This window comes from Methylobacterium sp. 142-1Y, assembly GCF_057747795.1.
On record NZ_JBYLEN010000002.1, the window covers coordinates 221,319 to 248,250 of the forward strand.

Consider the following 26,932-nt stretch of genomic DNA (forward strand, 5'->3'; position numbering starts at 1 on the left):
GCCACTCCCCGGCACTGCCGCGGGGTACCCGCCCGCACTCGTCCCCCCTTCAGCGCATGCTTCCGGCCCTGCTGCCCTCCGAGCCGGTCTTCCTCCCGGTCCAGGCCCGTTACGCGGGCGGGGCGGGACCGGGCACGCGCGAGGGCGAGCACGCGATCACCGCCAACAACCGCTGGTCCCGGGTCCAGCTGACGTTTCGCCATCTGCCGGCGGAGGCCTGGTGCTGCCTGGAGGCCACCCTCGCCTGGACGGCCGAGGAGGAGGGGGGGCAGGCCCTCGACTTCCTCCTCGCGGGCTTCGACTTCCTGGCCGCCGACGGGTCGAGCCTCGACGTCGAGCAGGTGCCCGGCCTCGTCCGCACCCTGCTCGATCCGCACAGTGCCTGGATCGCCGGGCCGGCCTGCCAGCCCGCCGGCAGCGAGCTGGTGCGGATGGCGCCGTTGCGGGTGGCCTTCGGGGTGCCGCCCCAGGCGCGCGGCCTCGCCCTGACGCTCCGCTCCTGGCGCAACAGCGAAGGGGTCACGCTCGCCGAGCCGCGCCTGCGCCCCGGCATGCCCTCGAGGCCGGGCGCGTTCCGCCGCCGGCGCCTCGGGCCGCATCCGGAGCCCCTGCGCCACGGCCTCGTCCCGGGCCTCGGCCTCGTGGTGCGCGGGCAGATCCACGCTGCGCGGCAGACCGAGCACGCCGCGCGGGTGAGCCTCGTCTACCGCGACCGCGACGGGGCGGAGATTCCGCCGCCCTATCCGGGCACCGTCGCGGTGCCGGGTCTCGGCGCGAAGCCGGGCGCGGAGGAGCCGGGCGAAGGGGAGAGGCCGGCCCTTGGGGCGGCGATCAACCTGCCGGCCCAGCCGCAGGCGCGCCGCTTCACCCTCGCCCTGGAGCCGCCGCCGGGCGCCACCGCCCTCGATCTCGGCTTCTGCACCTGGGAGGAGGAGGGCGAGCGGCTGCCCGCCGTGGAGCTGCTCGGGCCGCCGGAAGTGGCGCTCGAGGACCGGTTCCGGCTCGAGAGCCTGTGCGGCGACGACCTCCTCGACGCGCCGGGCTTCCTCGCCCGCCTCTCGGCCCGGCTCGGGCGCGATCCCGGCGCCGAGGCCGCCTGGATCCCGGGGCCCGGGGAGGCGGGCGCCGCCGCCCTGCCGCTCGCCCGCGCCCGGTCCCTGCGATCCGAGACCGAGCGTCCGGTCGCCCTGCGGCAAGAGGGCGGCCTCACCTTGCGCCTCGCCGGCTGCCCGGACTGGACCCTGCCCGAGCCTCCGGATTTCCGCGAGGATCCGTTCCGCGCCGTGCCCTCCCGCGCCATCCCCTGGCGCCTCGCCTACCAGTCGCTGACCTGGCTGCTGGCGCTCGCCGAGGCGGCGCCGGCCCGGGCGCTCGCCCTCGCCCAGGCCTGGTCGCGGGCCAACCCCTGGGGCCAGCCGGCCGATCCGTTGAGCCTGCATCCGGGCGCCTTGCCGGCCCGGGCCGAGGTGTGGATCGGGCTCCTCGCGCTTCCGGGCGCCGGGGCGGCGGCGCCGGTCCTGACCGGGGAGGCGGTGCGGCACGGCTTCGCCCTGGCGGAGATCGTCGGCCAGAACACCTTCGGGCGGAGCCTGCACCAGCTCCAGGCCGCCGCGGCGCTGCTGGCCCTCGCCTCCGCCCTGCCGCGCCTGCCGTTCTCCGGCCACTGGGACGGGCTCGCCCGCGAGTCCCTACGCGACGGCGTGCCGGCCCTTCTGCCGGTCGACGGGCACTTCTCGGATTCCTCGCTCCACCGCCGCCTCGACCTCGTCACCCTCGGGCGGGCCCTGCGCGAGCCCCTCGGCGAGGCGGCGCCCGGCCCCCTCGTCGCCGCCCGGACCGAGGCGGCGCTCTCGGACCTCGCCGGCCTCCTCGATCCGGGCGGGCGGCTGCCGCCCTTCGGCGAGGTGTTTGCGGGCACCGACGATGCCGGCTGGATCGCCCGGCTGCGCGGCAAGGCCGGGCTGGTGGCGCAGCGCCCGACCGCGCAACAGGCCGCGTCCTCCTCGACGCTCCTGCCCGACGGCCTCTGCGCCCGCCACGACACCGCCGGACGCGGCTGGGCGCATTTCGCCTGCACCTTCGCCGAGACCTCGCCCCAGGGCCACGCCGATTGCACGTCCTTCGTCTACGCGGCGGGGGCGACGCGCTGGATCGTCGAGGCCGGAGGCTCGGAGCAGGTCGAGATCGGGGCGGCGCGCCACTACCTGCTCTCGTCCCGCGCCCACAACGTCGCGGTGATCGACGGCACCGAGCCGGTGGCCGGGCGCGGCCTCCACCGCGGCAGCCTGGCGCTGCCGGGCGCCGTCGCCCACGCGATCGAGACCAACGTGCACGGGCCGGGCGTCAGGCACCTGCGGGTCTTCGTGCTGCCGCACGACCTGTCGGGCCTCGCGGTGATCGACCGCTTCGCCGCGCAGGATGGCGGCCCCCTGACCTTCCGGGCCTTCGCGCAGCTCGCGCCCGAGACGCTCGTCGCCATCGAGGGGCCGCGCCGGGTCCAGGCCCGCCAGGGCGGCCGGCGCCTCGGCCTGGTGCCGTTCGCGATCGCCGGCCGGGTGGCGGGCCTCGACACCGTGATCGGCCGCAGCGAGCGGCCCGGCACCATGCAGGGCTTCGTCGTCCGGCCCGGCGTGCTCGAACCCGCCTGCACCCTGCGCTACGCGGTGACCGGCCGCGGCACGGTCTGCGGCGGCTTGCTGATGGCCGTGGACGGCCCGGCGGAGGATTCCCTCGCGCGGGTGCTGGCGCGGGAGGAACTGGCGCAGTTCCTCATGCAGGCGTGAGGGATGCCTCTGGAGTTTTTTGATCGAAAAATTCAAGAATGCATCCCACCATCCACCTCATCCTGAGGTGCGACTGAAAGGAGCCTCGAAGGAGGGCTCCAGGAATCTCAGAGACATCTGGAGCCCTCCTTCGAGGTCAGCCGATCTTCGATCGACCGACACCTCGGGATGAGGTGAGATGGTGGAATATCGTCTATCATATCAGGTGCGATCGATGATCGTGATCGACTGGCGACTCACACCACCTTGCCGGGATTGAGCACCCCTGCCGGATCCAAAGCCGCCTTCAGGCGCCGCATCAGGGCGATCTCGGCCTCGGAGCGGACATGGCCGAGCCACGGCTTCTTCGTCAGCCCGATGCCGTGCTCGGCCGAGACCGTGCCGCCGAACGCGCGCACCAGCCCGTAGACGACCTCCTGGATCGCGTCCTTCGGCTGCGGGTCGGCGCCTTTCAGCCCGGCGACGATGTGCAGGTTGCCGTCGCCGATATGGCCGTAGAACAGCGCGAAGGCGCCGGGCAGGCGTTCGGCCAGGGCCGCCTTGCAGGCCTGGACGTAGTCGTCCATCGCCGCCACCGGCAGGCCGATGTCGAAGGGCTCGTGCGGCCCCAGCACCAGCGGGAATTCCGAGCAGGCGTCGCGCACGCCCCAGAACGTCTTCACGTCGGAGAGCGAGCGGGACAGGACCGCATCCGCCAGCAGGCCCGCCTCTCCTTGCGCCTCCAGCCAGGCCTCGAAGCGCGGCCCGTCGAAGGTCTCGTCGGTCCCTTGCGCCTCGATCAGGCAATAGGCGGCGTGGCCCGGGGCCAGCGGCACCCGCACCCCCGGCATGGCATGGACCGTCTCCCAGTAATCCGGCCACATCACCTCGAAGGCCGAGAGCATCGGACCGAGGCCCCGGCGGGCCGCCGCGAGGAGCCCGACCACGGAGTCGTAGTCCGGCAGGGCGCAGAGCGCCGCGAAGGTGCAGGCGGGCTTCGGGAACAGCCGCAGCACCAGCCGGGTGATGATGCCGAGCGTGCCTTCCGAGCCGATGAACAGGTGCTTGAGGTCGTAGCCGGCGTTGTTCTTGATCATCCGGTTGAGGCTGGTGACGATGCCGCCATCGGGCAGCACCACCTCCAGGCCGAGGATCATCTCGCGGGTCATGCCGTAGCGGATGACCCGGTTGCCGCCGGCATTGGTGGAGGCGTTGCCGCCGATGGCGCAGGAGCCCCGGGCCCCGAGATCGAGCGGGACCAGGAACCCGGCCGCATCCGCGGCCTCCTGCACCACCTGGAGCGGCGTGCCGGCCCACACGGTCATGGTGGCCGAGGCCGGGTCGATCGCCTCGATTCCGGTCATCCGTTCCAGCGACAGGGCGACCGAGCCGGGCAGCGGCCGGGCGCCCCCGCACAGGCCGGTGAGCCCGCCCTGCGGCACCACCGGCACGCCGTGGGCCGCACAGATCCGCATCGCGGCGGCGACCGCCTCGGTGGTGGTGGGCCTGACCACCGCGAGGGGGACTTGCGGCCCGAGGGTGCTCCAGTCGGAGGCGTTGCGGGCCGGCCGCCCGGCGCCGGAGAGGATCGTCTTCTCGCCCAGTTCCGCGACGAGGGCGGCCACCACCCCCTCGTCGCGGGACGCGTCCGGCATTGCCGTCATGCTGGTCTCCTCCCGAGGGGCGGCGTGGATCGCCGCTCGTCTCGATCGTCTTACAGGTTTTACGCTGCTGCGGCGCGGGACAGGCCCGCCATCTCCGCCGCGATGCGCCGCCCGATTCCGGCATCCGCCGCGACCAGCGGAGCGCGCACCCGGCCGAAGGCGGGTTCGCCCGTCATCGCCGCCATGGCGGACTTCAGTACCGGCACGAACGGCCCGCGGATCAGGCCGATCGCCGCCCGCATCGGCTCGGCGGCGGCGGGATCGGTGAACATCGCCCGCACCAGGTCGGGAACGAGGTTGGCCATGCCGCAGATCGTGCCGACCCCGCCCTCGGCGAGCGCCCGGCCGATATCCGCCTCGTTGCCGACGCAGACCGCGACCTCGGGAGCCGCCGCCCGGAAGGCCTGGAACTGGGCGAAATCGCCCGAGCTGTCCTTCACGCCGGCGACCAGTTGGCCGTAGCGCGCTCGCAGGGTCGCCACCGCCGCCGGGGGCAGGCCGACGCCGGAGGTCTGGGGGATGTGGTAGAGGGTCGCCCGCAACCGGTCGTCGCCGACGCCGTCGAGGATCGCCGCGAAGGCATCGACGATCCCGGCCTCGGTCACGTCGCGGTAGAAATAGGGCGGCAGCACCAGGGCGTGGGTGAGGCCGAGGCCGAGCGCCGCCTTGGTCAGCGCGACGCTGTCCGGAATCGCCGGATAACCGGTGCCCAGCCCGATCCGGTCGGCCGGGATGCCGGCGGCGAGCAGGGCCTCGACCGCCGCGAGGCGCTCAGGGCCTGAGAACGAGGTGCCCTCGCCGGTGGTGCCGAACGGCACCACGCCGTCGCAGCCCCGCTCCATCAGGAACCGGACGTGGCGCACGAGGGCGCCGTGATCGACCGCGCCGGTCGCGTCGAGCGGCGTGGCGAGGGCGACCCACAGGCCGGTGATGGCGTTGCTCATGCGGTCCTCCGAGAGGGCGGTTCACGCCCGTTTGAATGAGGGGAAGAGGGCGGTTCACGCCCGTTTGACTCGAGAGAAGAGGGCGGTTCACGCCCGCTGGATTCGAGGGAATCGGGCGCCTCGTGCCGGTCGGCCTCGCGGCCGGTATCCAGCCCCAGCGCCCGGCGGCGCGAGGTTTCGAGGTGCCGGCGCAGGGCGGCGGCGGCCGCGTCGGCATCGCGCGCCTCCACTGCCGTCAGGATCGCGGCATGCTCGGCGAAGGCCGGCGGCAGCACCTCGGGCGAGAGCGCGACGCGGCTCTGCATGATGACCCGGATGCGGATGAGGTTGACCCGGTGGATCTCCGAGACGAGGCCGTTGCCGAGATGGGCGACGACCGCATCGTGAAACCCCCAATCCGTGGCTTGCGCCTCGGCGATCAGCGCCTCGGTGACGCCCTCCGCGGCCTCAGCGCTGATCCGCGCATGGGCGGCGCGCAGGGACGCCACCAGGGCGGCGGGCGCCGTGCGGGCGAAATGCGCCACCGCCGCGGTCTCGATGATCTCCCGGAGCTGGAACGCCTCGTGGACCAGCCGCAGGTCGACCGCCGCGACCTGCAACCCACGCTGCGGCAGGGTCGAGATCAGCCCGTCAGCCTCCAGCCGCGGGATCATCTCGCGCACGGCGCCGAGAGGCAGGCCGGTGAGCGCCACCAGCTCGCGCTGCGTCACGAAGGAGCCCGGCGCCAGGCGCCCGTCGAGCAACTGCTGGACGAAGGCGTCGTAGGCTTGGTCGCGCTGTTTCATGTCACCCAACTCTCACTGACATGTCAGTCTGTCAATCGCTAAAGGTTCGCTCAACATGCAGTGACCGGGCCGGGCGCCAAAGCGCCGGTCCGGATCGAGACGTGAACGGGAGCCGGGCATCCGGTCCGAGGAGGAACCATGACGACGATGCAGCGCGCGCCAGCCTCGCCTCCTTCCCGTTTCGGGGCAGGAGTGACGCGCGGACCGAAAGCCGCGCTCGCCGGGCTGCTCGCCGCCGTGCTGACCGGTACGATCCCGGACGCTGCTCGCGCCGAGGGCTTCGACTGGAAGCGGTATGACGGCCAGACCATCAACCTCGTCCTCACCAACCATCCCTGGAGCAACGCCATCCGGGAGATGGCGCAGCCATTCACCGTCAAGACCGGGATCAAGCTGCGCATCGCGATCCTCAACGAGGATCCGCAGCGCGCCCGGCTCAACACGCTGCTCCAGGCGAAATCCTCCGACGTCGACGTCTACGTCTCGCTCAAGATCCGCGAGGGTGCGGTCTACAACAAGGCCGGCTGGTACGCCGACGTCACCCCGATGCTGACGGATCCGAGCCAGACTGCGCCGGTCTTCGAGCTCGACGATTTCGGCGCCGGGCTGATCCGCAACGAGACGTTCGGGGGCAAGCTCACCGGCCTGCCGATCAACGTCGAGGGGCCGCTGTTCTACTGGCGCGAGGATATCTTCGCCAAGTGCAGCGTCGCGGTACCCGAATACCTCGAGGACATCCTGGGCGCGGCGCGCAAGATCAAGGCCTGCGATCCGTCGATCGATGCCTGGGCCGCTCGCGGCGTACGCAACGCCGTGCCATACCCGATGGCCGCCTTCGTGTTCAACAGCGGCGGTGGCTTCAAGTCGGTGGACGGAACCAAGCCCGGCCTGTGCCGGCCGGAATCGGTCGCGGGGCTGACGCTCTACACCGACCTCCTCAAGGATTACGGGCCGGTGGGCGCGACCAATCGCAGCTTCCCGCAGGTGGTCGAGCTCCTGGGCCAGGGCAAGGTCGCCATGACCCACGAATCCTCGAACGAATTTCCCAATATCATGAAGTATTCGGGCCGCGAGGACGACCTCGGCATCAAGCTGTTGCCGAAGGGGCGTGCCGGCGGCGTGTCGCAGCCGATCGGCTTCGGCTGAGGCCTGTCGATCTCCGAATATTCCCGCCGCAAGGGGCCGTCCTGGTACTTCCTGCAATGAGCGACCTCGCCGTCGATGCAGGCGACCCTGGTCGATCGCGGCGTGGCACCTTCGCGCAGTTCCGTCTTCGAGGGCGAGGGGATGCGGGCCTGGGCGAGCCAGAAGCCGGTGCGCCGGCAATGGGTCGCGGCGGTGAGCGAGATCAGCCGCCGCGGCACCGGCGACTACGCCTCGCCGACCGACCGGGTGCCGGAGACCCGCGAGATCATCGGCCGGGCGGCGCAGAAGGTGGTCCTCGGCCAGAAGACGCCGCAGCAGGCCGCCTGCGACGCCGACGCGGCGCCGTTGAAGCTGCAACAGCAGGATCCGCCGCGTCTCGGCTACGCGATCGGTCGTGTCGCGATAGCCGACCCCTTCCCACCCTCGACCTCATCCTGAGGTGCGACCGCAGGGAGCCGCGAAGGAGGCCTCCGGATGGCGCAGCGATCCCTGGAGCCCTCCTTCGAGGTCACTCGATCTTCGATCGACTGACACTTCAGGATGAGGGGGAGGGTGGGATCCCATGATGTCGGTCGCGCAGGCGCCGACACCGGTCGTCATCCCGCCACGGGGACCGCACGTGACCACCATCGCCAGTCCAGCCGTCACCATCGTTCCCGAGCGGGCGCGACGCGGACAGGCAAAAATCTCGTTCTCCTGGATGGTCTGGCCGGCGGTCGCCTTCGTCGTCCTGATGATGGTCTTCCCGATCGTCTGCGCCGCCTGGATCTCGCTCCAGGACGCCTCGCTCGGGACCGAGCCGCGCTTCGTCGGGATCGAGAACTACCTGAACCTCGCGAGCGACCCGGAATTCCTCAATGCCTTCCGGGTCACCTGGGTGCTCTACGGGGTGGCGCTGGCGATGCAGCCCGTGCTCGGCACCTGGCTCGGCATCGTGCTCAACGGCGTCAAGGTCGCGCGCAATCTCGTGCTCCTCGATCCCTCCGTCGCATCGTCAACTGGCTGCTCGGCACGGTCGGGGTATCCCGCTCCTGTGCCTGGCGAGCCCGCACTGGGTGCTGCTCAGCGTGGCGCTGATCGATACCTGGCAATGGGCGCCCTTCGTCGGGCTGATCGTGCTCGGCGGCCTGCAATTCCTGCCGGCGAGCGTGTTCGAGGCCGCCGCGGTCGACGGCGTCATCGGCTGGCGCCGCTTCGTCTACGTCACCCTGCCGCTCCTCGGGCCGACCTTGCTCATCGCCGCCGTCCTGCGCTCGGTCGATCTGCTGCGCTTCTTCGACCTCGTCTTCATCGCCACCCGCGGCGGGTCGGGCAACGCCTCGACCACCATGAACATGTACGCCTATCAGCAGGGCTTCGAGTTCTCGCCCTTCGGCCACGCGTCGGCGGCGATGCCGACGCTCTCGATCGTCGTGCTCTGCACCGTCATGGTCTTCGCCCGCCTGCGGCGCGCCCTGAGCTATTGAGGCCATGCCGACGACCCCGCCCGTCTCCCGCCGGATCCTCGGCCGCGCCCAGGTCGCCGCGATGCTGGTCGCGGTCCTGGCGCCGCTCGCCTGGACGGTCCTGTCCTCGTTCAAGGTCGGCCGGGACGTGATGGCGCTGCCGCCGCAGCTGATCTTCACGCCGACGCTCGACAATTACCGCGAGCTGTTCCTGCGCACCGACTTCCTGCACTGACGTTCGATCCGGGGCGGGGGGCTTTGTTCTCGGAGGAGGGGCAACGTGTCTAAGCGGATTTCGCCGAAGTGGTTGCCGGTTCGGCGCCAAAAATCTGCGACAAAACAAAAACCTAAGCGGGCGAAGCGTTGGCCTGCCCACGCAAGTCTGTTTAGGGGCCGGCTTGATTGGCGTGATCCTGCAAAGGATTGCTGAGCGCGCCATGGCCCGCGACGCTGCCGGGGCAGCCACGCGGCACTTTTCCCGGGGTGGAGCAAGGTACTGGCGTCTCGCCAACCCGTCACGACCCCTCCAACCGGCTCGCCCGCAACGCCCCCCGGCTCTCCAGGATCGGATAGGCCGCCCCCGCCACCAGATGGTCGTTGACCCGCTTCAGGTCGCGCACCAAGTCGGGATAGAGCGCCGTGGCCTCGGCCGGCCCCAAGCCGGGGCCGGCCTCGCGCAGGCGGCGGAAATGGGCCTCGGTCGCCCGGGCCTCGAGATCGCGGAACACCGCCTTCTCGTCGGCGAGCCGCCGGGCGGCGCGGGGATCCTCGGTCAGGAAGGCGGCGCCCGCCGCGCTCAGGTTGGCGGAGAGGCGCGCCAGCAGCATTCCCACTTCCGCCTTGCCGTCCGCCGAGAAGGCGAGGCCGCGCTTCAGGCGCTTGGCCGCATGGGTCATCACGTTGCGCGAGAGGATGTCGCCGGCGTGTTCCAGGTTGGTGGTGAAGGCGATGAGCGTCGCGATCCGGCGCTCGTCGTCGTCGCTCAGGGCTTCCGGGTCGAGGCGGACGAGATAGGCCTTGATGGCGGCGTTGAGCCGGTCGAGCGTATCGTCCATGCGGCGGATCTCGGTGACCTTGGCCCGGTCGCCGCCGGTCAGCGCCTCGCCGGCTCCGGTCATCATCTCGGCGAGCACGTCGGCCATCCGCAGGGCCTCGCGGCCGGCGGCGCCCAAGGCCACCGGCGGGGTCTCCAACGCCGCCTCGTCGAGATGGATTGGCCGGCCGGGATCGTGGACGTCGATCCTTTCGGGCACCAGCCGGCGCAGAAGGGCCGCGAAGGGGGTGAGCGCCGGCATGAAGACGAGCGCGAGCACGAGGTTGAAGGCGGTGTGGAAATCCGCCACCGCCCGCGACAGGTCGGGCTGCCAGGCCACCAGCAGCGGCCCGATCAGGCCGAGGCAGGGCAGGGCGATGACACAGCCGAGGGCCCGGGTGAGGAGGTTGCCGAGCGCCACCCGGCGTCCCGCGGCCTCGCCGTCGCGAGCCCCCTCCAGCACCGGGTTGAGGGCCGAGCCGAGATTGGCCCCGAGCACCAGCGCCATCCCGGCCTCGAAGGGCAGCACGCCGGCATGGGTGAAGGACATCACCAGGAGCACGATCGCCACGCTGGAATGCGCCGCCCAGGTGAGCACCGCCCCGAGCATCAGGGCGATCAGCCGGTCGGTGGCGACGGCGCCGAGCAGCACCCGCAGGGCCGGCACGTCCTCGTAGGGGGTGATGACCTCGACGAGGCGCGAGAGCGCCATCAGCATCAGCCCGAGGCCGATCGCCGCCCGGCCGAGGTCGCGGGTGCGCGGCTCGGACCCGCGGCGAAACAGGATCACACCGACCAGCACCAGGACCGGCGCCACCCGGGCGACGTCGAAGGACAGGACCTGCACGATCAGCGTTGTGCCGATATTGGCGCCGAGCATCACGGCGAGCGCCGGCACCACCGCCACCAGCCCGGCGCCCGCGAAGGAGGCGACCATCAGGCCGGTCGCGGTGCTGCTCTGGAGGAGCGCCGTGACCCCGAGCCCCGCCGCCAGCGCCTTGACCCTGTTGCCGAGCGCCACCCCGAGCAGACGGCGCAGATGCGGCCCGAGGGCGCGCTGCACCCCCGTCTGCACCATGTGGATGCCCCAGAGCAGCAGCGCCACCGCGCCGCAGAGATCGAGCAGGGTCAGGGTGGTGTCCATCGGCGTCGGTCGGCCTCCGTCCCGTCCAAGTCTTGCCCGTCCGAGCCCTGGGACTTAGGGCGCCGGAGCCTCCGGGTTCGGGCTCCGGACGCACATCTGATGCCTGTCGGGCGAAGGGATCAGGGTTTCGGGCAGGCCGGGTCGGCCGGGCGGGCGGCGCGGTGGAAATCCAGCACCTCGCGGGTGTAGGTCTCGACCACCTCCGAGAAGGGCTGCCGCTCGCCCGTGAACAGCACCGCCCGGTGGCTGAACAGATGCTCGGGCACGCTCAGCGTCCCGCAGGACGGGGCGGGCGGGGCGGCCTGGTCCCAGCCCGCGGGCAGGGGCTGCCACAGGGGTTCCGAGCCGACGGTCTGGCGGGTGGTGCCGAGCGGCGCCACCGCCCGGCCGAACGGCGTGTCGGTGGTCTCCAGCTGTCGGTTCATCTCCGGGGTCAGGCGGGCCGGCACGTACCAGTTGTCGGCCTCCGACAGGACGTGGTCGCCGCAGGCGAGGCGCACCCGGCGGTAGCGCAGGGGCTCGTCCGGCCCGACCGCGAGGCGCTTGCGGGTCTCCGGGCTCGCCGGCGTGTCGACGCCCCGGTCCAGCCGGGCGACGAGGCGGGGCGTCTCGGCCATGCGGTGGGCGGCGCACCAGTTCTCGAGCGTCGCGGTGGCGCTGCGGCTCGCCAGCAGGGCGGCGTTGAGGCTCTGGACCACCGCCACGGCCTCGACGCGGGAGAGGTAGGTGTCGGGCCAATCCGGCCCGGCGGCCCGGGCCGGGAGGGCGGGCGCGACGGCGGCGAGGAGGAGGGCGGCGGACAGGGCTCGGCGCATGATCGGGCGTCTCATCGGGACCGGCCCTCGTGGCGGGGCCGTGACGCAAGGCCTGCCCTCTCCCGGGGCGGCCCGCAAGCGGGGGCTGGCGCAGCCCCGCGACCCGGCTATGAAGGCGCGGGCGCCGCCGGCTTCATCGATCGGACGCGTCCCCGGTTCTTCGTCCTGTCGCAGGGTTTCGCCAGACGAGGCCGCGCCTGTCGGATTGGTTCGGGAGAGACGACGATGTCGGGTGGTCACGGGGCGGTGGACAGCTCCAACAAGAAGGTCGCGCTGCTGATCTCGGTGCTCGCGTTGTTTCTCGCCCTCGGCGAGACCCTGGCGAAGAGCGCCCAGACCGACGCGCTCGGCGCCAACGTCGAATCCGCCAACCAGTGGGCCTACTTCCAGGCCCGCACGATCCGCGGCACGGTGCTGAAGACCGCCGGCGAGCAGATCGCGCTGGAGCCGAACGCCTCCCCGGAGGCGGTGAAGAAGCAGATCGAGGAATGGGCCAAGACGATGGCCCGCTGGGATTCCGATCCGGCCTCCGGCGACGGCCGCAAGGAGCTCGCCGCCAAGGCCAAGGCGGCCGAGGCCAAGCGCGACCTCTCGCTCGCCCGCTACCACCATTACGAGCTCGGCTCGGCCGCCTTCCAGATCGGCATCGTGCTCGCCTCCGCCCAGGTCATCACCGGCATCGCCGCGCTCGCCTTCGCGGGCGGCGCCCTGGGGATCGCGGGGATCGGCATGCTGGCGATCGGGCTGTTCGCCCCGCACGCGATCCATCTGTTCTGAGGCGGGATACCGGAGGCCCGCTCGGACCTCCGACCGGTGATCCTCGTACCGGCGCGTGCCCGGGACCGTCGTCCCGGGCACGCGTGGCAGCGCCCGGGATCGAGGGTGAGACCAGCCGAGACGAGGCGGAGCAAGCGACCGACCAGTCTTCCCGCGCCGCCTCGACTGTCTTTCGGATCACGATGGACTGTCGCGGACTGACGCTGCGGCGGGACGGCCACGGCGCGATGCTGATCCGGATTGTGCGGCGGGCAAGCTCCGCCCCGCCTCCACGTCGCTGCCCGATCCGGCCGGAGGCCGCGAGGCGCGCGATGGCAGCGCTTTCTTATCGTGCTATTATGTCGCGGAAACCCGCGCTTGCCAGTGTCGCGCCCAGCCCCGCTAACTGAACCCGTCAGTTCAGTTAGGGCTTCATGAGCGACGCCGCACGCCGATCCGATCGACCTGATGCCGGCCGCCCTCGAGTCGCGCGCCCGCCGGCCGAGCGGCTGCTCGATCCCAAGCGCCGCCGCCGCATCCTGGAAGCCGGAATGGGGCTGTTCTCGGGCCTTCCCTACGCAGCCGTTCACATGGACGCGGTCGCCGCCGCCGCCGGCGTCGCCAAGCCCACGCTCTACCGCTACTTCCCGACGAAGGAAGCCCTGTTCATCGACGGGCTCGCCTGGACCCTGGCGGATCTTCGCGACGCGATCGGGGCGATCCCCGACCGGGACGCCCCCGCGCGCCTGCGCGCCGCCGTCGGGCTGGTGCTGGGGCGCATCGGCGCCCTCTCGCCGGCGCTCACCGCGATCGAGGGGCGCGGCGCCGAGTTCGGCGAGCGCAGCCGGCGCGTCCTGCGCGAGGGCTTCGACGGGTTGCGCGATGCGCTGGCCGGCCTGCTGCGCGACGGCGTCGCCGCGGGCGAGCTGCACGTGCCCGACATCGACCTCGCGGTGCTGATGCTGCTGGGCGGCATCCGCATGGCGGTACACGGCACCGGCCGGCGCCCGCCCGCATCAGGCGCGGTCGCCGATTTCTTCCTCAACGGTCTCGGTGCGCCTCTCGCACCGCGTCATGGAGCCCCGCGATGATCCGCCTCGTCCTCGTCCTCCTGGCGCTCGTCGCGGCCGGAGCGGGATGGCTCGTGCAGCGCCATGGCGGCGACACGCACGCCGCCTGGAGCACGGCCCGGGGGGCGCTGCCGGCCGATCTCGGCCGACACCTGCCGGAGCACCTGCCGGTCGCCTACGTCCCGCCCGCTCCTCCGCCACCGACGAATCCCGCCGCGTCCCGTCCCGTCGTCACCACGGTGGCGGCGGGCGTCACCGACCTCGCGCTCACCCGCTCGGGGGTGGGCTGGGTCGAGCCGATGGCGAGCGTGATCGTGCGCCCGCGCATCGACGGGGTCATCGTCGAGCAGCTCGCCCGCGACGGCCAGGTGGTGAAGGCCGGCGACGTGCTCTACCGCCTCGACGACCGCGAGATCCGCGCCCAGATCGCCCGGGACGAGGCGGCGCTCGCCCGCGACCAGGCGACCCAGGTCCGAACCCAGAACGACGTCCGCCGCGTCGGCGAGCTGCTCTCGCGCTCCTCCGCCTCGCAGGCGCAGTTCGACGTCGCCACCGCCGAGGCCAAGGTCGCATCGGCGAATGTCGCGGCGTCGCAAGCGGCGATCGAGGCCGACAAGGTCCGGCTCGACTACACCACCGTGCGGGCGCCGATCGCCGGCCGCCTCGGCCGGGTGCTGGTCACCACCGGCAACCTCGTCAAGGGCAACGAATCCGCCGGAACCGGCCTCGTCACCATCACGCAGATGCGGCCCTTGCGCGCCACCTTCTCGCTGCCCGAGCGCGACCTCGACGGGTTGCGGGCGGCGCTGATGCGGCCCGGCACCGCGCCGGTGAGGGTCTATCCGAGTGGCGGAGAGGCGGTGCTGGCGGTCGGGCGGCTGTCCTTCGTCGATTCGAGCGTCGACCAGGCGTCGGGCACCGTCACCGCCTGGGCCCTGTTTCCGAACGAGGACGACCGGCTCTGGCCGGGCCAGTACGTCCGGATCGAGGTCGATCTCGGCCGGCGGCCCGGCACCGTGACGGTACCGCAAGCGGCCGTGCAGCCCGGGCAGGAGGGCAGCTTCGTCTGGGTCGTGCGTCCCGACGGCACGGCCGAGCGCCGCAACGTCGAGGTGATCACCTCCCGCGACGGCCGCGCCGCCCTGAGCCTGGGGCTCAAGCCCGGCGAGCGGGTGGTGGTGGAAGGCCAGTTCCGGGTCCGCCAGGGCCTGCCCGTCACCGAGCGGCCGCAGGACGCGACCGAGGCGCAGGCGGCCAAGCCCGGCGCCGCCACCCGGATCGAGTAAGTCGATGAACCTCTCGGCTCCGTTCATCCGCCGACCCGTCGCCACGATCCTGCTGTCGATCGCGCTGACGCTGTCGGGGCTGTTCGCCTACCGCTTCCTGCCGGTGGCGGCCCTGCCGACCGTGGATTTCCCGACCATCTCGGTCACCGCGCAATTGCCCGGCGCCTCGCCCGAATCGATGGCGGCCTCGGTGGCGACGCCCTTGATCAAGGAATTCTCGACGATCCCGTCGATCGCCACGATCTCGGCGACGAACTATCAGGGCTTCACCTCGATCACCGTCGAGTTCGAGCTGTCGCGCAACATCGACCAGGCCGCCGTCGACGTGCAGGCGGCGATCACCCGGACCTTGCGCCGGCTGCCGGTCGAGCTGACGATCCCGCCGAGCTTCCGCAAGCTCAACCCCGCCGACGCGCCGGTGATCCTGCTCGCCTTGTCGAGCGAGACGACGCCGCTGCCGACGCTGGATGCCTTCGCCCAGACGGTGATCTCGCCCTCGCTCTCGACCATCACCGGCGTGGGCCAGGTGCTGGTTTATGGCAGCCAGAAATTCGCCGTCCGGGTCCAGCTCGATCCCAACGTGCTGGCGGCGCGCGGCATCGGCGTCGACGAGGTGCAGGCGGCGATCCAGAACGCCAACACCTCGACGCCGGTCGGCGTGGTCGAGGGCAGGGGCCAGAACCTCACCATCCAGACCAACACCCAGTTGATGAACGCCGACGGATTCCGCGACGTGATCGTGGCGGTCCGCAACGGTCGGCCGGTGCGCCTCGGCGAGGTCGCGCGGGTGATCGATTCGGTCGAGAACAACCGCATCGCCTCGTGGAAGGACGGCACCCGCGGCCTGGTGCTCGCCGTCCAGCGCCAGCCCGACGCCAACACGGTCGACGTGGTCGACCGGGTCCGCGCCATGCTGCCGAAGTTCCAGGAGCAGCTGGGCGGCAGCGGCACCATCGACGTTGTCAACGACCGCTCGCTCTCGATCCGCGAGGCGGTGCACGACGTGCAGTTCACGCTGGTGCTCACCATCGTCCTCGTCGTCGCGGTGATTTATTTATTCCTCGGCCGTCTTGCCGCGACGCTGATCCCGTCGGTCGCGGTGCCGATCTCGATCATCGCGACCTTCGGGGCGATGTACGTGCTCGGCTACTCGATCGACAACATCTCGCTGCTCGGCCTGACCCTCGCGGTCGGCCTCGTCGTCGACGATGCGATCGTGATGCTGGAAAATATCGTCCGGCACGTCGAGGAGGGGATGAAGCCGTTCGAGGCGGCGCTCAAAGGGGCGGGCGAGATCGGCTTCACCATCCTGTCGATCACCATCTCGCTCGTTGCGGTGTTCATCCCCGTGCTGCTGATGGGCGGCGTCGTCGGGCGGATCTTCAACGAATTCGCCATCGTGGTGACGATCGCCATCGTCGCCTCGGCGGTCATTTCCCTGACGCTCACCCCGATGCTCGCCGCCCGCCTGCCGGCCGATGCCGCCGGCCACGGTCAGAAGAAGAACCTGTTCGAGCGCGGCTTCGCGCGCATCCAAGGGTCTTACGAGCGCGGCGTCGATCTCTGCCTGCGCTGGCCGTTCGCGGTGCTGATGGTGTTCTTCGCCTCCGTGGCGCTCACCGCCTGGATGTTCGTCGTCATCCCGAAGGGGTTCTTTCCCTCCGAGGATATCGGCCAGCTCCAGATCGCGACGGAAGCCGGCCAGGACGTGTCCTTCGACGCGATGACGGCGCTCCAGCACGAGGCCGAGGTGATCCTCGCCCGCCACCCGGCGGTGGCCCATGTGGTGAGCCGGGCCGGCTCGAACGGCTTCTCCGGCACGCTCAACCAGGGCTCGTTCTTCGTCGAGCTGAAGGACCGCGACCAGCGCCCGCCGCTGCCTAAGACCATCACCGAGCTGCGCCGCGACCTCGCGACGGTGCCGGGCCTGACCTCGTTCATCACGCCGGTGCAGAACCTGCGGCTCGGCGGGCGCCAGTCGAAGAGCCAGTACCAGTACGTCGTGCAGGGCCTCGACCGGCCGGGGCTGGAACGCTGGTCCGAGCGCCTGACCGAGGCCCTGGCCAAGGACCGCGCCACCTTCACGGGCGTCACGAGCGACCTCCAGAACGCCGCGCTCCAGGCCAAGGTCACGGTCGATACCGACAAGGCGCAGGCGCTCGGCATCACCTCGGACCAGATCCGCCAGACGCTCTATACGGGCTTCGGCACCCGCCAGGTCTCGACGATCTACGGCACCGCCGACAGCTACCAGGTCATCACCGAGTTCGACCCGCGCCTGAACTGGACCGCCGACCGCCTCGACGAGATCCGCCTGCGCGCCAGCAACGGCAAGCTGGTGCCGCTCTCGGCGGTGGCGAGCGTCACCCGCGTCCCGGGCCCGCTCTCGATCAACCAGCTCGGCCTGCTGCCGGCGGTGACGATCTCGTTCGACCTCGCCCCCGGCGTGGCGCTTGGCCAGGCGGTCAACCGCATCGCGGCGATCAAGGAGTCGCTCGGGGTGCCGGGCACCATCACCACGACGTTCGCGGGAACCGCTCAGGTGTTCCAGGACGCGCTGGCCAACCAGGGCCTGCTGCTGGCGGCCGCCGTCATCACCATCTACCTCGTGCTCGGCATCCTCTACGAGAGCTTCATCCACCCGCTCACCATCCTCACCGGCCTGCCGGCGGCGGCGATCGGCGCGCTGGGCGCGCTCCAGCTCTACGGGATGGACCTCTCGGTGATCGCGATCATCGGCGTGCTGATGCTGATCGGCATCGTGAAGAAGAACGCCATCATGATGATCGACGTCGCCCTGGTGCTCCAGCGCGAGCAGGGCTGGAGCCCGGCGGCGGCGATCCGCGAGGCCTGCTCCTTGCGCTTCCGCCCGATCATGATGACGACCGCGGCCGCCGTGATGGGCACCCTGCCGATCGCCATCGGTCACGGGGCGAGCGCCGAGTTGCGCCAGCCGCTGGGCGTCGCGGTGGTGGGCGGGCTGCTGGTCTCGCAGCTCCTCACCCTGTTCATCACGCCGGTGCTCTACCTCTACATGGACCGTCTCGGGACGGGTGTGACCCGCCTCGTCCTGTCGCTGCGCCGCGGCCGCCGCGATCCGGGCCGGCCGGAGGCGGAGGGGCACCAGCCGGCGGAGTGAGGCGCGAAGCAGAGTTGCACCGGGCAACTCCGCTTAGCTTTCTGCTTCGCATCATTTTACCGCCGAACCGGTAACCACTTCGGCGAATGATGCTTAGACCAGCCGCCGCGACAGCCCGGTCAGCCGCTCCATCACGGCGATGCCCCCGATCGTCGCGACGATCAGGATTCCCGACAGCGCCGCGATGGTCACGTCGAGGCGGCCTTCGAGGTCCTGCCACATCCGGATCGGCAGCATGTCGGTGGCGGCGTCGCGCAGGAACAGCGAGACCGGGATGTTGTCGAACGAGGCCATGAAGGCGAGGAAGCCGCCGGACAGGATGCCGGGCCGGATCAGCGGCAGGGTGATCCGGCGGAACGTATAGAGCCGCGAGGCGCCGAGGCTCGCCGAGCCTTCGAGCAGGCTGGGCTGAAGCTGGGTCAGCGCCGCTACGGTGTTGCGCACCACGTAAGGCACGCAGACCACGGTGTGGCCCAGCACCAGCGTCGCGACCGAGACCGGCCAGCCGATGAGCGAGAAGAACATCAGGCTCGACAGGCCGAAGGCCAGGGCCGGCAGGATCAAGGGCGACAGGAAGAAGCTGTCGAGGAGGCGGGCCGAGAGACGCGGCGAGCGCGCCACCGCCAAGGCCGCCAGAACCCCGAGCCCGATGGCGAGCGCGGTCGCCAGCACGGCGACCGTGAGGCTGTTCTTGAGCGCGTAGTGAAGCTGCCAGGCCTCCATCAGTTCGCCGTACCAGCGCAGGGAATAGCCCGGCGGCGGGAAGCGCAGGGACAGCCCGTCGGTGAACGAAACCACCAGCACGATCAATGTGGGTGCGAGCAGCAGCACCAGGGCGAGAATCGCCAGCAGGTGCAGCAGGCCCTCGAAGCTGAGTCGGTCGAGGGCGCCGGGGGAACGGGACATCGTCACTCTCACGTCTGGGCGTAGCCGCGGGCGAGGCGGCCCAGCGCGTTGAAGGCCAGGACCACGCCGAGCACCGCGACGAGGAAGATCACCGACATCGCCGCCGCGAACGGCCAGTTCTGCAAGGCGATGGCCTGCTGGTAGATGTAGCCGGGCATGAACAGCATCTGTCCGCCGCCGATCAGCGACTGGGTGATGAAGCCCGAGATCGCCGCCGCGAAGGTGAGGACCGAACCGGCGATCAGGCCCGGCAGGCAGAGCGGCAGGGTCACGCGAAAGAAGGTACGCCAGCGCCCGGCCCCGAGCGCTTCCGAGGCGTCCCACAGGCTCGGGTCGATGCGGGCGAGCGCCGTCATCAGCGGCAGCACCATCAGGGGCATCTGCACCTGGGCGAGCGCCGCGACGAGCCCGCCCTCTGCGTAGAGCATTCGCAAGGGCGTCTCGATCAGTCCCAGCGAGGAGAGCAGGGAGTTGATCACCCCTTGTCGCCCGAGGATCACGATCCACGCGAAGGTGCGGATCACCACGCTGGTGAGGAGCGGTGTCAGCACCGCCAGGATGATGATCCCGCGCACCCAGCCCCCGGCCCGGGTGGCGACGAGCGCCAGCGGCAGCCCCAGCACCAGGCAGGCGGCGGTGACCTTGAGCCCGAGCCAGAGCGTGCCGAGGAGCACGCCGAGGCTGAAGCCGTCGCCCAGGAAGGCCGCGTATTGCGACAGGCCGTAACCCCCATCCGCCCCCCGAAGCGACAGGCCGAGCAGCGCGACGAGGGGCGCGGCGAAGAACGCCGTGAAGAACACGGCGAGCGGGCTCGCCAGCCGCAAAGGGTAGGTGGTGACGTCCGGCGGGGCCACGGTGACAATTCCTTCTACGGCTTCGACGTGATCCGTACAGTCGAGGTAGAGCGCGTCTCCCCTCTCCCGTGTGGGCTAGCGGATTCACACTTCTCCTTCGAGAGCTAACCCTCTGTAAATATGCGCGCTTTCCCCTCCCCCTTGTGGGGAGGGGTTATGGGGATCGAAGATCCCGCGTGGGGGTGGTGCAGGAGGCACCGCTGCGCTCTATCCGGCACCACCCCCACCTCCAGCTCCTCCCCACAACTTGCAGCGATTCCGGGCAAGCCCGGGATCGCCGGGGGGAGGAGAGGCGCGCGACCTTCACCGGGAGAAGCTCTCGAACCGAGAAGTGTGAACACGCTAGCCCGTGTGGGAGAGGGGTCGGGGGTGAGGGTGGCTCGGCTTCAGGATTGAACTCCGAACGCTGAGCTGCACAGCTCGACGCTTGGCTCTTTATCCTGAACCCGAGCCACCCTCACCCCTACCCCTCTCCCACACGGGAGAGGGGATCCCGCGCCTTATCTTGGCCGCGGCAGATCAAGGAGAATCGATGCTACAGCTTGATCTCGCGGTTGAACCGCTCGATCCAGGCCGGGCGCTGCGCGTTGATCGTCTTCCAATCCTGGAACACGAACTTCTTCTTCAGGTCGTCGGTGTCCTTGGCGAGCACCCGGGCGATCTCGCCGGTCATCTTGACCTTGGTGTTGGTCGGCACGACGAGGTAGGGCGCCTGCATCAGCCGGGTCTGGACCGGCTCGGAGATCGCCGCCTCGATCAGCTTGAAGGCGAGTTCGCGGTTGGGCGAGTTCTTGACGATCTGGATCAGCGTCTTGAAGGCGATGGCGCCTTCCTTGGGCGCCACGAACTCCACCGGCACGCCCTTGGCCTTCAGGATCTGGATCGCGTTGAAGTTGCCCGGCGAGATGTCGACCTGGCCCTGCTGGAACAGGGTGGCGAGCGCACCCGGATTGGCCGCCACCGCCGAGAGGTTGGGCTTCAGCTTCTCCATCGCCTTGAAGGCGGGATCGATGTTCGATTCCGAGCCGCCATGCATCTTGGCGATCTCGACCATGAAGCCGGTGCCCAGCGTCGAGTTCATGTTGGTGATGCCGACCCGGCCCTTGTATTCGGGCCGCCACAGGTCGGCCCAGGAGGTCGGCGGGGTCTTCACCGTGTCGGGATTGTAGGTCAGGCCGACGACCTGGAAGAAGGCGGCCGGGCCGTGCGGGTCCTGCGCGTCGGGGATCAGCTCCTTGAAGGCGGCGCTGCGCTCGACCGGGTAGGGCTCGACGAGATCCTGGGCGAGAGCCGTCAGGGCCGGGCCGGGATCGTGCAGCATCACGTCGATCGGCGGGTTGGCCTTGGCGGCCGAGACCTTGGCGATCTGGTCGACCGACAGCATCGGGTCGAGGACGATCGGGGCGTTGCCCGTCTCCTTGCGGAAAGCCGGCACCAGCACGGCCTTGTGAGCCTCCTCCCAGCTGCCCGTGAAGGTGGCGAAGACGAGCGGCCGCGCCTGGGCGTAGGACAGGCCGGGAAACAGCTCCATCGCGCCGAGCGACAGGGCGGTGGTGAGAAGCGTGCGGCGGTCGAGCATCGGGAAACTCCGTTCGAGGATCAGGCGGCGGCCGGGAAGGCGGAGGCGAGGCCGGGGGCGACGGCGATGCGCACGGGGGTGCCGGGCGGACGCAAGCCGCCCCCGCCGAGGCGCGGCTCGGCGATCTTGAGCGGACGCCCGGCTCCGACCCGGACCTCGTGGACGACGGTGGGGCCGAGCGGCAGGGCCATCTCGACCACGCCGGCGATGCCGTCCTGCCCGTCGGTGAGGCGCAGGTGCTCGGGCCGCAGGCACACGGTCACCCGGGATCCCGGCGCGATCGGCCGGGCGAGGGGACGGGCCAGAACCTCGCCGCCGGCATCGAGCACGATGCGGGGCTGGTTGCCTTCCTGGCCGAGCATCACCCCCTGCACCGCATTGGCCGAGCCGACGAAGGTGTTGACGAACAGGCTCTCCGGCGCATCGTACACGGTGGTCGGGGCGGCGAACTGCTCCAGCCGCCCGTTCGACAAGACCGCCACTCGGTCGGAGAGCGACAGGGCCTCCTCCTGATCGTGGGTGACGAGCAGCGTGGTCACCCCGGCGACGCGCTGGAGGCGCTTGACCTCGATCTGCATGTCGAGGCGCAGGTTCTTGTCCAGCGCCGCGAACGGCTCGTCGAGGAGCAGCACCGCGGGGCGGATGGCGAGTGCGCGGGCCAAGGCCACCCGCTGCTGCTGCCCGCCGGAGAGCTGGCGCGGGTAGCGGTTGCCGGCATGGCCCAGCTGCACGAGGTCGAGGAGGCGCTTGGCTTCCATCGCCTGCTCGGTCCGGGGCGCGCCGCGGGCGGCCAAGCCGTAGGCGACGTTCTCGGCCACCGTCAGGTGCGGGAACAGGGCGTAGTTCTGAAAGACGATGCCGACGGCGCGCCGGCTCGGCGGCAGGGCGTCGATGACTTGGTCCGCGACGATCACCCGCCCTTCGGTCTGGCGCAGGAAGCCGGCGACGATGCGCAGCAACGTGGTCTTGCCGCAGCCCGACGGCCCGAGCAGCGAGACCAGTTCGCCGCCCTTGATGTCGAGGTTCACGTTTTCCACGGCGACGGCACCGCCGTACCGATGGGTGATGCCGTCGAGCACGACGGACCGGCCTTCCGCCTGGGTCTGGGCGCGGGCTCCGGATGGTGTCACGGTGAGGGTTCCTGCGGCATCGATCTTGCTGCCCCAAGTGTCGCAAATCGTATGCCATTTCGGGGAAAGCTCATGACTGACCACGACTTGACGACAGGGGGCATCGCATGAGCACGGAGCTGTGGCGGCTCTCCGCGACCGAACTCGGCCGGCTCTTCGCCGCGGGCCGAGCCTCGCCGGTCGACGCCCTGGAGGCGGGACAAACCCGCGCCGCCGCGTGGGAGCCGCACCTCAACGCGATCGCCCGGGAGAACCCACGGGCCCGGGACGAGGCCGAGGCGAGCGCCGCCCGCTGGCGCGCCGGCACCCCGCTCTCGCCCCTCGACGGCGTGCCGATGACCGTGAAGGAGTTCCTCGTCACCGAGGGGCTGCCCTCGACCTATGCCGAGCCGGGCGAGGCCGCTGCCTCTTCCCACGACGAACTGCCCGTCGCGCGGGCACGCCGGGCCGGCCTCGTGATCCTGGCCAAGACCACGATGCCGGAATTCGCTGTGCAAGGTTACACGGCCTCTGCCCGTTTCGGCGTCACCCGCAATCCGTGGAACGTCGCGCTCACCCCCGGCGGCTCGACCGGCGGAGGGGCGGCGGCGACGGCCGCCGGCTACGCGCCGGTCGCGCTCGGCACCGATGGCGGCGGATCCCTGCGCCGGCCCGCCGCCCATACCGGCCTCGTCGGGCTGAAGAGCAGCCTCGGCCGGGTACCGCGCCACGGCGGCCTGCCCTCGCCGCTCCTCGATTTCGAGGTGGCGGGAGCGCTCACCCGCACCGTCGCCGATAGCCGCGCGATGCTCGCCCTGATGCAGGGGGCCGATCCGCGGGTCCTGTGGTCGAATTTTGCACCCAACCCGGCCCCCGAGCGCCGCTTGCGCGCCCGCTACGTCGAGCGCATCGGCGACGCGCCCCTCGATCCCGTCATCGCCGCCTCGTGCCGGCGGGCGCTGGGGCATCTCGAGGCGCTGGGCGTCGCGGTCGAGGAGGGGCCGCTACCCTTCGAGATCGCAGGGCTGAACGCGCTCTGGCCCGAGATCGGCAAGATCGGCCTCGCCCGCCTGTTCGAGGCCGATCCGGCCCTCGCCGCGCGGGCGAGCGCGCCGTACCGAGCGATGGCCGAGGAGGGCGCGCGGGCCCCGGCGACCCTGCTCGCCGCCATCCTCAAGCGGGTCCAAGCCCTGCGCAACGCCGCGAACGCCGCGTTTACGGAGATCGACCTCCTGGTCACCCCCTCCGCCGCGGCGATGCCCTGGGCGGCGGATGCGGTCTACCCGGAGGTGATCGACGGGCAGCCCGTCGGCCCCCGCGGCCACGCGGTCTATTCGGGCTGGGTCAACGCCGCCGCCCTGCCGGGCTTGAGCCTGCCGGTCGATCCGGCACCGGACGGGATGCCGATCGGCCTCCACCTCGTGGCGGGGTTCGGCCGCGACGACCTGCTCCTCGACATCGCCGAGGCGCTGGAGCGCCGCCGCCCCTTCGCGGATCGCTGGCCGGTCCTGCCCGGAACCTCGGAGGCGGCACGATGACGGCCGGCGGCATCTCGCTCCATGCGGTCGACGTGGCGGAGGGCTGCCCGGCCCTCGGCCTGCGGGTCACCCTCGCGGCCCTGGACGAGCCCGGCCCGCGCCCGGTCGCCGAGGGAGTGATCGGGAGGGATGGCACCTTCGACCACCCGGTGGTGCGCGGCATCGGGATCGGGCCCGGCATCTACGAGGCGGTGTTCCACCTCGGCGACTACTTCACGGCACAAGGCAAGCCGGGCCCGCACTTCCTCGACCGGGTGCCGTTCCGCTTCACCATCGTGGATGCGGCGGAGCACTATCATCTGCCGCTGAAGTTCACGCGCTTCGGCTACGCCGTGTTCCGGGGCGTGTGAGCGAGTGCCCGAGCACCGGCACGAGTTCGCCGAACGGCACCGGCCGGCCGAGCAGGAACCCTTGCGCCCCGGTGCACCCCGCCTCGCGCAAGGCCGCGAGCTGCACCTCGGTCTCGACGCCCTTGGCGACGACCGCCCGGCCGAGCGACCGGCCCAGCCCGACGACGGCGCGCAGGAAGCCGGCACCGTCCGGGCAGGCCGTGAGCGCGGGAGCGAGCTTGATCCGCCCGAAGGGCAGGCGCTGCAGGGCGCCGAGGGAGGAGGCGCCGGCGCCGAAATCGTCGAAGGCGAGGCCGATCCCGAGGGCGGCGAGGTCCGCGAGCCGCCCGCCCGCTTCCGCGGCCGCGCCCTCGGCAATGTCGAGCTCCAGGCGATCGGGCGGCGTCCCGTTCGCCGCCAGGGCGGCCCGGAGGACGGAGACGAGGCCGGCCTGGCGCAATTGCCCGCCCGCGATGTTGACCACCACCCGCATCCCCTGCGGCAGAGCCTGCGCGTCCGACAACGCGCTGCGCAGCACCCATTCGCCGAGCGGCACGATCAGGCCGCTCTCCTCGGCGAGGGCGAGGAACGCCGCGGGGCCGAGCGGGCCGCGGGCCGGGTGGTCCCAGCGCAGGAGCGCCTCGACCGCCTCGACCCGCCCGGAGGCGAGATCGAAGACCGGCTGGTAGTACAGGGCGAACTCGCCGCGCTGGAGCGCGAGGCGCAGGTCGATCTCGAGGCGGCGGCGCTCCTCCGCCGCCCGGTCCATGGCGGCGGCGAAGAGGCGGTAGGTGTTGCGCCCCTCCGATTTCGCCCGGTAGAGCGCGCGATCGGCCCGCTTGACCAGGGTGTCGCCGTCGAGCCCGTGCTCCGGCGCGAAGGCGATGCCGATGCTGACGCCGACCGTCGCCGCCTGCCCGCCGAGATCCACCGGCTCGCGCAGGGACGCGACCAGGCGCTCCGCCGTCGCCGTGGCGCTGGCCGCCCCGGCCTCGCCGTCGAGCAGGATCGCGAACTCGTCGCCCCCTAAGCGCGCCGGCAGGTCCTCCTGCCGCAGGGCGGCGCGGATCCGCCGGGCCATCTCGCGCAACAGGGCGTCGCCCGCCGCGTGGCCGAACGTGTCGTTGACCGCCTTGAACGCGTCGAGGTCGAGGTAGAGCACCCCGCAGGTCCCGCCGTGGCGCCGCAGCGCGGCGAGGCGGCGGTCGAGGCTGTCGCGGAACAAAGCCCGGTTCGGCAGCCCGGTCAGGCCGTCGTGCCGGGCCATGTGGGCGACCTGCGCATCCGCCGCCTTGCGGGCGGTCACGTCGGTATAGGTGCGCACCGCCCCGCCGGTGGGCAGCGGCACCGTGCGGATCTCCAGCATCGTGCCGTTCGGCCGCTCGCGCTCGTAGGTATGGGGATGGGTGGTGATCGGACCGTGGGCGACCTGCTCGCGCAAGGCGGCATCGCAGCGTGCGAAATCACCCTGCGCGACCTGGTGGCGCCGCACCTCGTCGAAAGTCGGGGTCCCGCGCATCAGGTCCCGCGGCAGGTCGAGGAGCGCGATCGCGCGCTCGTTGCAGACCCGCACGATCCCGGTCTCGTCGACCATCATCAGGCCCTGGTCCATGTGCTCCAGGGTGGCGTCGAGGAGGGCTGTGCTGGCGCGCAGCTCGGCCTCGGCCCGGTCGATCTCCGTCACGTCCTGCACGCTGCCGAACAGGGCCGCGGCCGCCCCGGCCTCGTCCAGCTCGCAGATGCCGTGCGAGACGACGACCCGCTCCGCACCGTCGCGGCGCACGATCCGCGCCTTGAAGTGGAAGCCCGTCCGCTGCTCCCGCGCCCGGGTGACGAGGCCGGCGATCCGCTCGCGGTCGTCCGGATGGTAGTAGGACAAAGCCTCCGTCACGCTGGCGGCGGGGTCGCCCGGCGCGCGCCCGTGCATGCGGCAGACCTCGTCCGACCAGGTCGTGGCCCCGGAGACGAGGTCGACGCGCCAATGGCCGATCCGGGCCACCTGTTCGGCGAGCGTCAGGTTGCGGTTGGCGAAAGCCAGGGCCTCCTCGCTCGCCCGCCGGCGCCGGGCCTCGGTCGCGCTGGCCACCCGGGCCTCGTAATGCCGGAGCTGCGCCACCACGATCGCCGTCAGGTCGGCGAGCTGCGCGCGCTCCCCGGTCGAGAGCCGGCGCGGGACGGTGTCGGCGATGCACAGGGTGCCGAGGGCGAGGCCGGGCCGCAGCGCCAGCGGGGCGCCGGCATAGAACCGCACCCCCCACGGCCCGGCGACGAGCGCGACGTCGCGAAAGCGCGGATCCTCCGCCGCGTCCTCGACCACCAGGGGCGTGTCGCCCAGGATGGCCCGGTCGCAGAAGGCCGCGTCCCGGGCGGTCGGACCGAAGGCGATGCCGTCGGAGGCCTTGCACCACAGCCGGTCGGCATCGACCAGCGTGACCCAGGCATAGGGCACCCGGAACAGGGCACGGGCGATGCGGCAGACCGCGTCGAACTGGGCCTCGGGCGGCGTGTCGAGGATCCCGAGGTCGTGCAGGGCGGAGAGGCGGTCGGCCTCCCGGTCGGGACGAGGGGGCATCGCCACGCTCCTTTCCGGCAGATCGGCGCGGGAACGCCAGGCGAGGCTCGACACAA

The 26,932-nt window shown here is 71.5% G+C and carries 21 protein-coding genes; 11 read left to right on the forward strand and 10 right to left on the reverse strand.

The window, feature by feature from the left end; genetic code table 11:
• The first annotated feature begins 56 nt into the window (after positions 1-56).
• Complete coding sequence (locus tag AC3AOF_RS31135) at positions 57-2,783, forward strand: heparinase II/III domain-containing protein (RefSeq protein ID WP_236993496.1); 2,727 nt, start codon at positions 57-59, stop codon at positions 2,781-2,783.
• A gap of 236 nt (positions 2,784-3,019) precedes the next feature.
• On the opposite strand, the gene AC3AOF_RS31140 is transcribed toward AC3AOF_RS31135, so the two are convergent.
• From AC3AOF_RS31140 to AC3AOF_RS31150, 3 genes are read right to left on the reverse strand one after another with little or no spacing between them, the layout of a single operon-like run.
• Positions 3,020-4,426, reverse strand: coding sequence for an FAD-binding oxidoreductase (locus AC3AOF_RS31140; protein ID WP_488349378.1), 1,407 nt, complete (start codon positions 4,424-4,426; stop codon positions 3,020-3,022).
• A gap of 59 nt (positions 4,427-4,485) precedes the next feature.
• Positions 4,486-5,370, reverse strand: a complete 885-nt coding sequence (locus AC3AOF_RS31145; RefSeq protein WP_236993495.1) for a dihydrodipicolinate synthase family protein — start codon at positions 5,368-5,370, stop codon at positions 4,486-4,488.
• Positions 5,367-6,155 (reverse strand): GntR family transcriptional regulator, encoded by a 789-nt coding sequence (locus AC3AOF_RS31150; protein WP_488349379.1) that lies wholly within the window; start codon positions 6,153-6,155, stop codon positions 5,367-5,369. Before AC3AOF_RS31150 ends, AC3AOF_RS31145 begins: the two co-directional genes overlap by 4 nt.
• A gap of 138 nt (positions 6,156-6,293) precedes the next feature.
• Here AC3AOF_RS31150 and AC3AOF_RS31155 point away from each other — a divergent pair, with 138 nt between their 5' ends.
• The 4 genes from AC3AOF_RS31155 (at position 6,294) to AC3AOF_RS31170 (ending at position 8,981) form a co-directional block, all read left to right on the forward strand.
• Positions 6,294-7,301, forward strand: a complete 1,008-nt coding sequence (locus AC3AOF_RS31155; protein ID WP_488349380.1) for an ABC transporter substrate-binding protein — start codon at positions 6,294-6,296, stop codon at positions 7,299-7,301.
• Between the two features lie 75 nt (positions 7,302-7,376).
• Positions 7,377-7,739 carry a hypothetical protein gene (locus tag AC3AOF_RS31160; RefSeq protein WP_488349381.1) on the forward strand — a complete coding sequence of 121 codons (363 nt, stop codon included), beginning with the start codon at positions 7,377-7,379 and terminating at the stop codon, positions 7,737-7,739.
• A 617-nt stretch (positions 7,740-8,356) separates the two neighbouring features.
• Positions 8,357-8,767, forward strand: coding sequence for a carbohydrate ABC transporter permease (locus AC3AOF_RS31165; protein ID WP_488349382.1), 411 nt, complete (start codon positions 8,357-8,359; stop codon positions 8,765-8,767).
• A gap of 4 nt (positions 8,768-8,771) precedes the next feature.
• Positions 8,772-8,981, forward strand: coding sequence for a hypothetical protein (locus AC3AOF_RS31170; RefSeq protein ID WP_488349383.1), 210 nt, complete (start codon positions 8,772-8,774; stop codon positions 8,979-8,981).
• A 280-nt stretch (positions 8,982-9,261) separates the two neighbouring features.
• Here AC3AOF_RS31170 and AC3AOF_RS31175 read toward each other — a convergent pair whose 3' ends face one another.
• Positions 9,262-10,923 carry a Na/Pi cotransporter family protein gene (locus tag AC3AOF_RS31175; protein WP_488349384.1) on the reverse strand — a complete coding sequence of 554 codons (1,662 nt, stop codon included), beginning with the start codon at positions 10,921-10,923 and terminating at the stop codon, positions 9,262-9,264.
• A 119-nt stretch (positions 10,924-11,042) separates the two neighbouring features.
• Positions 11,043-11,753 carry a hypothetical protein gene (locus AC3AOF_RS31180; RefSeq protein ID WP_236993486.1) on the reverse strand — a complete coding sequence of 237 codons (711 nt, stop codon included), beginning with the start codon at positions 11,751-11,753 and terminating at the stop codon, positions 11,043-11,045.
• Between the two features lie 210 nt (positions 11,754-11,963).
• Here AC3AOF_RS31180 and AC3AOF_RS31185 point away from each other — a divergent pair, with 210 nt between their 5' ends.
• The 4 genes from AC3AOF_RS31185 (at position 11,964) to AC3AOF_RS31200 (ending at position 17,989) form a co-directional block, all read left to right on the forward strand.
• Positions 11,964-12,515, forward strand: coding sequence for a DUF4337 domain-containing protein (locus AC3AOF_RS31185; RefSeq protein WP_048430904.1), 552 nt, complete (start codon positions 11,964-11,966; stop codon positions 12,513-12,515).
• A gap of 413 nt (positions 12,516-12,928) precedes the next feature.
• Positions 12,929-13,585: a TetR/AcrR family transcriptional regulator gene (locus AC3AOF_RS31190; RefSeq protein WP_236993485.1), complete on the forward strand. Its 657-nt coding sequence runs from the start codon at positions 12,929-12,931 to the stop codon at positions 13,583-13,585.
• Complete coding sequence (locus AC3AOF_RS31195) at positions 13,582-14,850, forward strand: efflux RND transporter periplasmic adaptor subunit (protein WP_488349385.1); 1,269 nt, start codon at positions 13,582-13,584, stop codon at positions 14,848-14,850. The genes AC3AOF_RS31190 and AC3AOF_RS31195 overlap by 4 nt, the downstream gene beginning before the upstream one ends.
• 4 nt (positions 14,851-14,854) lie before the next feature.
• Positions 14,855-17,989 carry an efflux RND transporter permease subunit gene (locus tag AC3AOF_RS31200; protein ID WP_488349386.1) on the forward strand — a complete coding sequence of 1,045 codons (3,135 nt, stop codon included), beginning with the start codon at positions 14,855-14,857 and terminating at the stop codon, positions 17,987-17,989.
• 93 nt (positions 17,990-18,082) lie between these two features.
• Here the strand turns inward: AC3AOF_RS31200 and AC3AOF_RS31205 are convergent, their stop codons facing one another.
• The 4 genes from AC3AOF_RS31205 to AC3AOF_RS31220 all read right to left on the reverse strand — a co-directional run bounded on the left by AC3AOF_RS31205 (position 18,083) and on the right by AC3AOF_RS31220 (position 22,458).
• Entirely contained in the window at positions 18,083-18,895 is an 813-nt protein-coding gene (locus AC3AOF_RS31205; protein WP_236993482.1) for an ABC transporter permease, read from the reverse strand.
• An 8-nt stretch (positions 18,896-18,903) separates the two neighbouring features.
• A complete protein-coding gene (locus tag AC3AOF_RS31210; RefSeq protein WP_488349387.1) occupies positions 18,904-19,749 on the reverse strand; it encodes an ABC transporter permease in 846 nt (281 codons plus the stop codon).
• Between the two features lie 535 nt (positions 19,750-20,284).
• On the reverse strand, positions 20,285-21,328 hold the full coding sequence (locus tag AC3AOF_RS31215; RefSeq protein ID WP_488349388.1) for an ABC transporter substrate-binding protein: 1,044 nt from the start codon (positions 21,326-21,328) through the stop codon (positions 20,285-20,287).
• Between the two features lie 20 nt (positions 21,329-21,348).
• Positions 21,349-22,458 (reverse strand): ABC transporter ATP-binding protein, encoded by a 1,110-nt coding sequence (locus AC3AOF_RS31220; protein WP_488349389.1) that lies wholly within the window; start codon positions 22,456-22,458, stop codon positions 21,349-21,351.
• 107 nt (positions 22,459-22,565) lie between these two features.
• Between AC3AOF_RS31220 and AC3AOF_RS31225 the strand changes: the two genes are divergently transcribed.
• Together AC3AOF_RS31225 and AC3AOF_RS31230 are read left to right on the forward strand one after the other, a co-directional pair.
• Complete coding sequence (locus AC3AOF_RS31225; RefSeq protein ID WP_488349390.1) at positions 22,566-23,975, forward strand: amidase; 1,410 nt, start codon at positions 22,566-22,568, stop codon at positions 23,973-23,975.
• The gene (locus AC3AOF_RS31230; protein ID WP_488349391.1) at positions 23,972-24,325 is read left to right on the forward strand and encodes a hydroxyisourate hydrolase; all 354 of its coding nucleotides are present in this window, start codon (positions 23,972-23,974) and stop codon (positions 24,323-24,325) included. The genes AC3AOF_RS31225 and AC3AOF_RS31230 overlap by 4 nt, the downstream gene beginning before the upstream one ends.
• Here AC3AOF_RS31230 and AC3AOF_RS31235 read toward each other — a convergent pair.
• On the reverse strand, positions 24,288-26,876 hold the full coding sequence (locus AC3AOF_RS31235; RefSeq protein WP_488349392.1) for a sensor domain-containing phosphodiesterase: 2,589 nt from the start codon (positions 26,874-26,876) through the stop codon (positions 24,288-24,290). The two genes, AC3AOF_RS31230 and AC3AOF_RS31235, sit on opposite strands and share 38 nt — an antisense overlap.
• Positions 26,877-26,932: the final 56 nt, after the last annotated feature.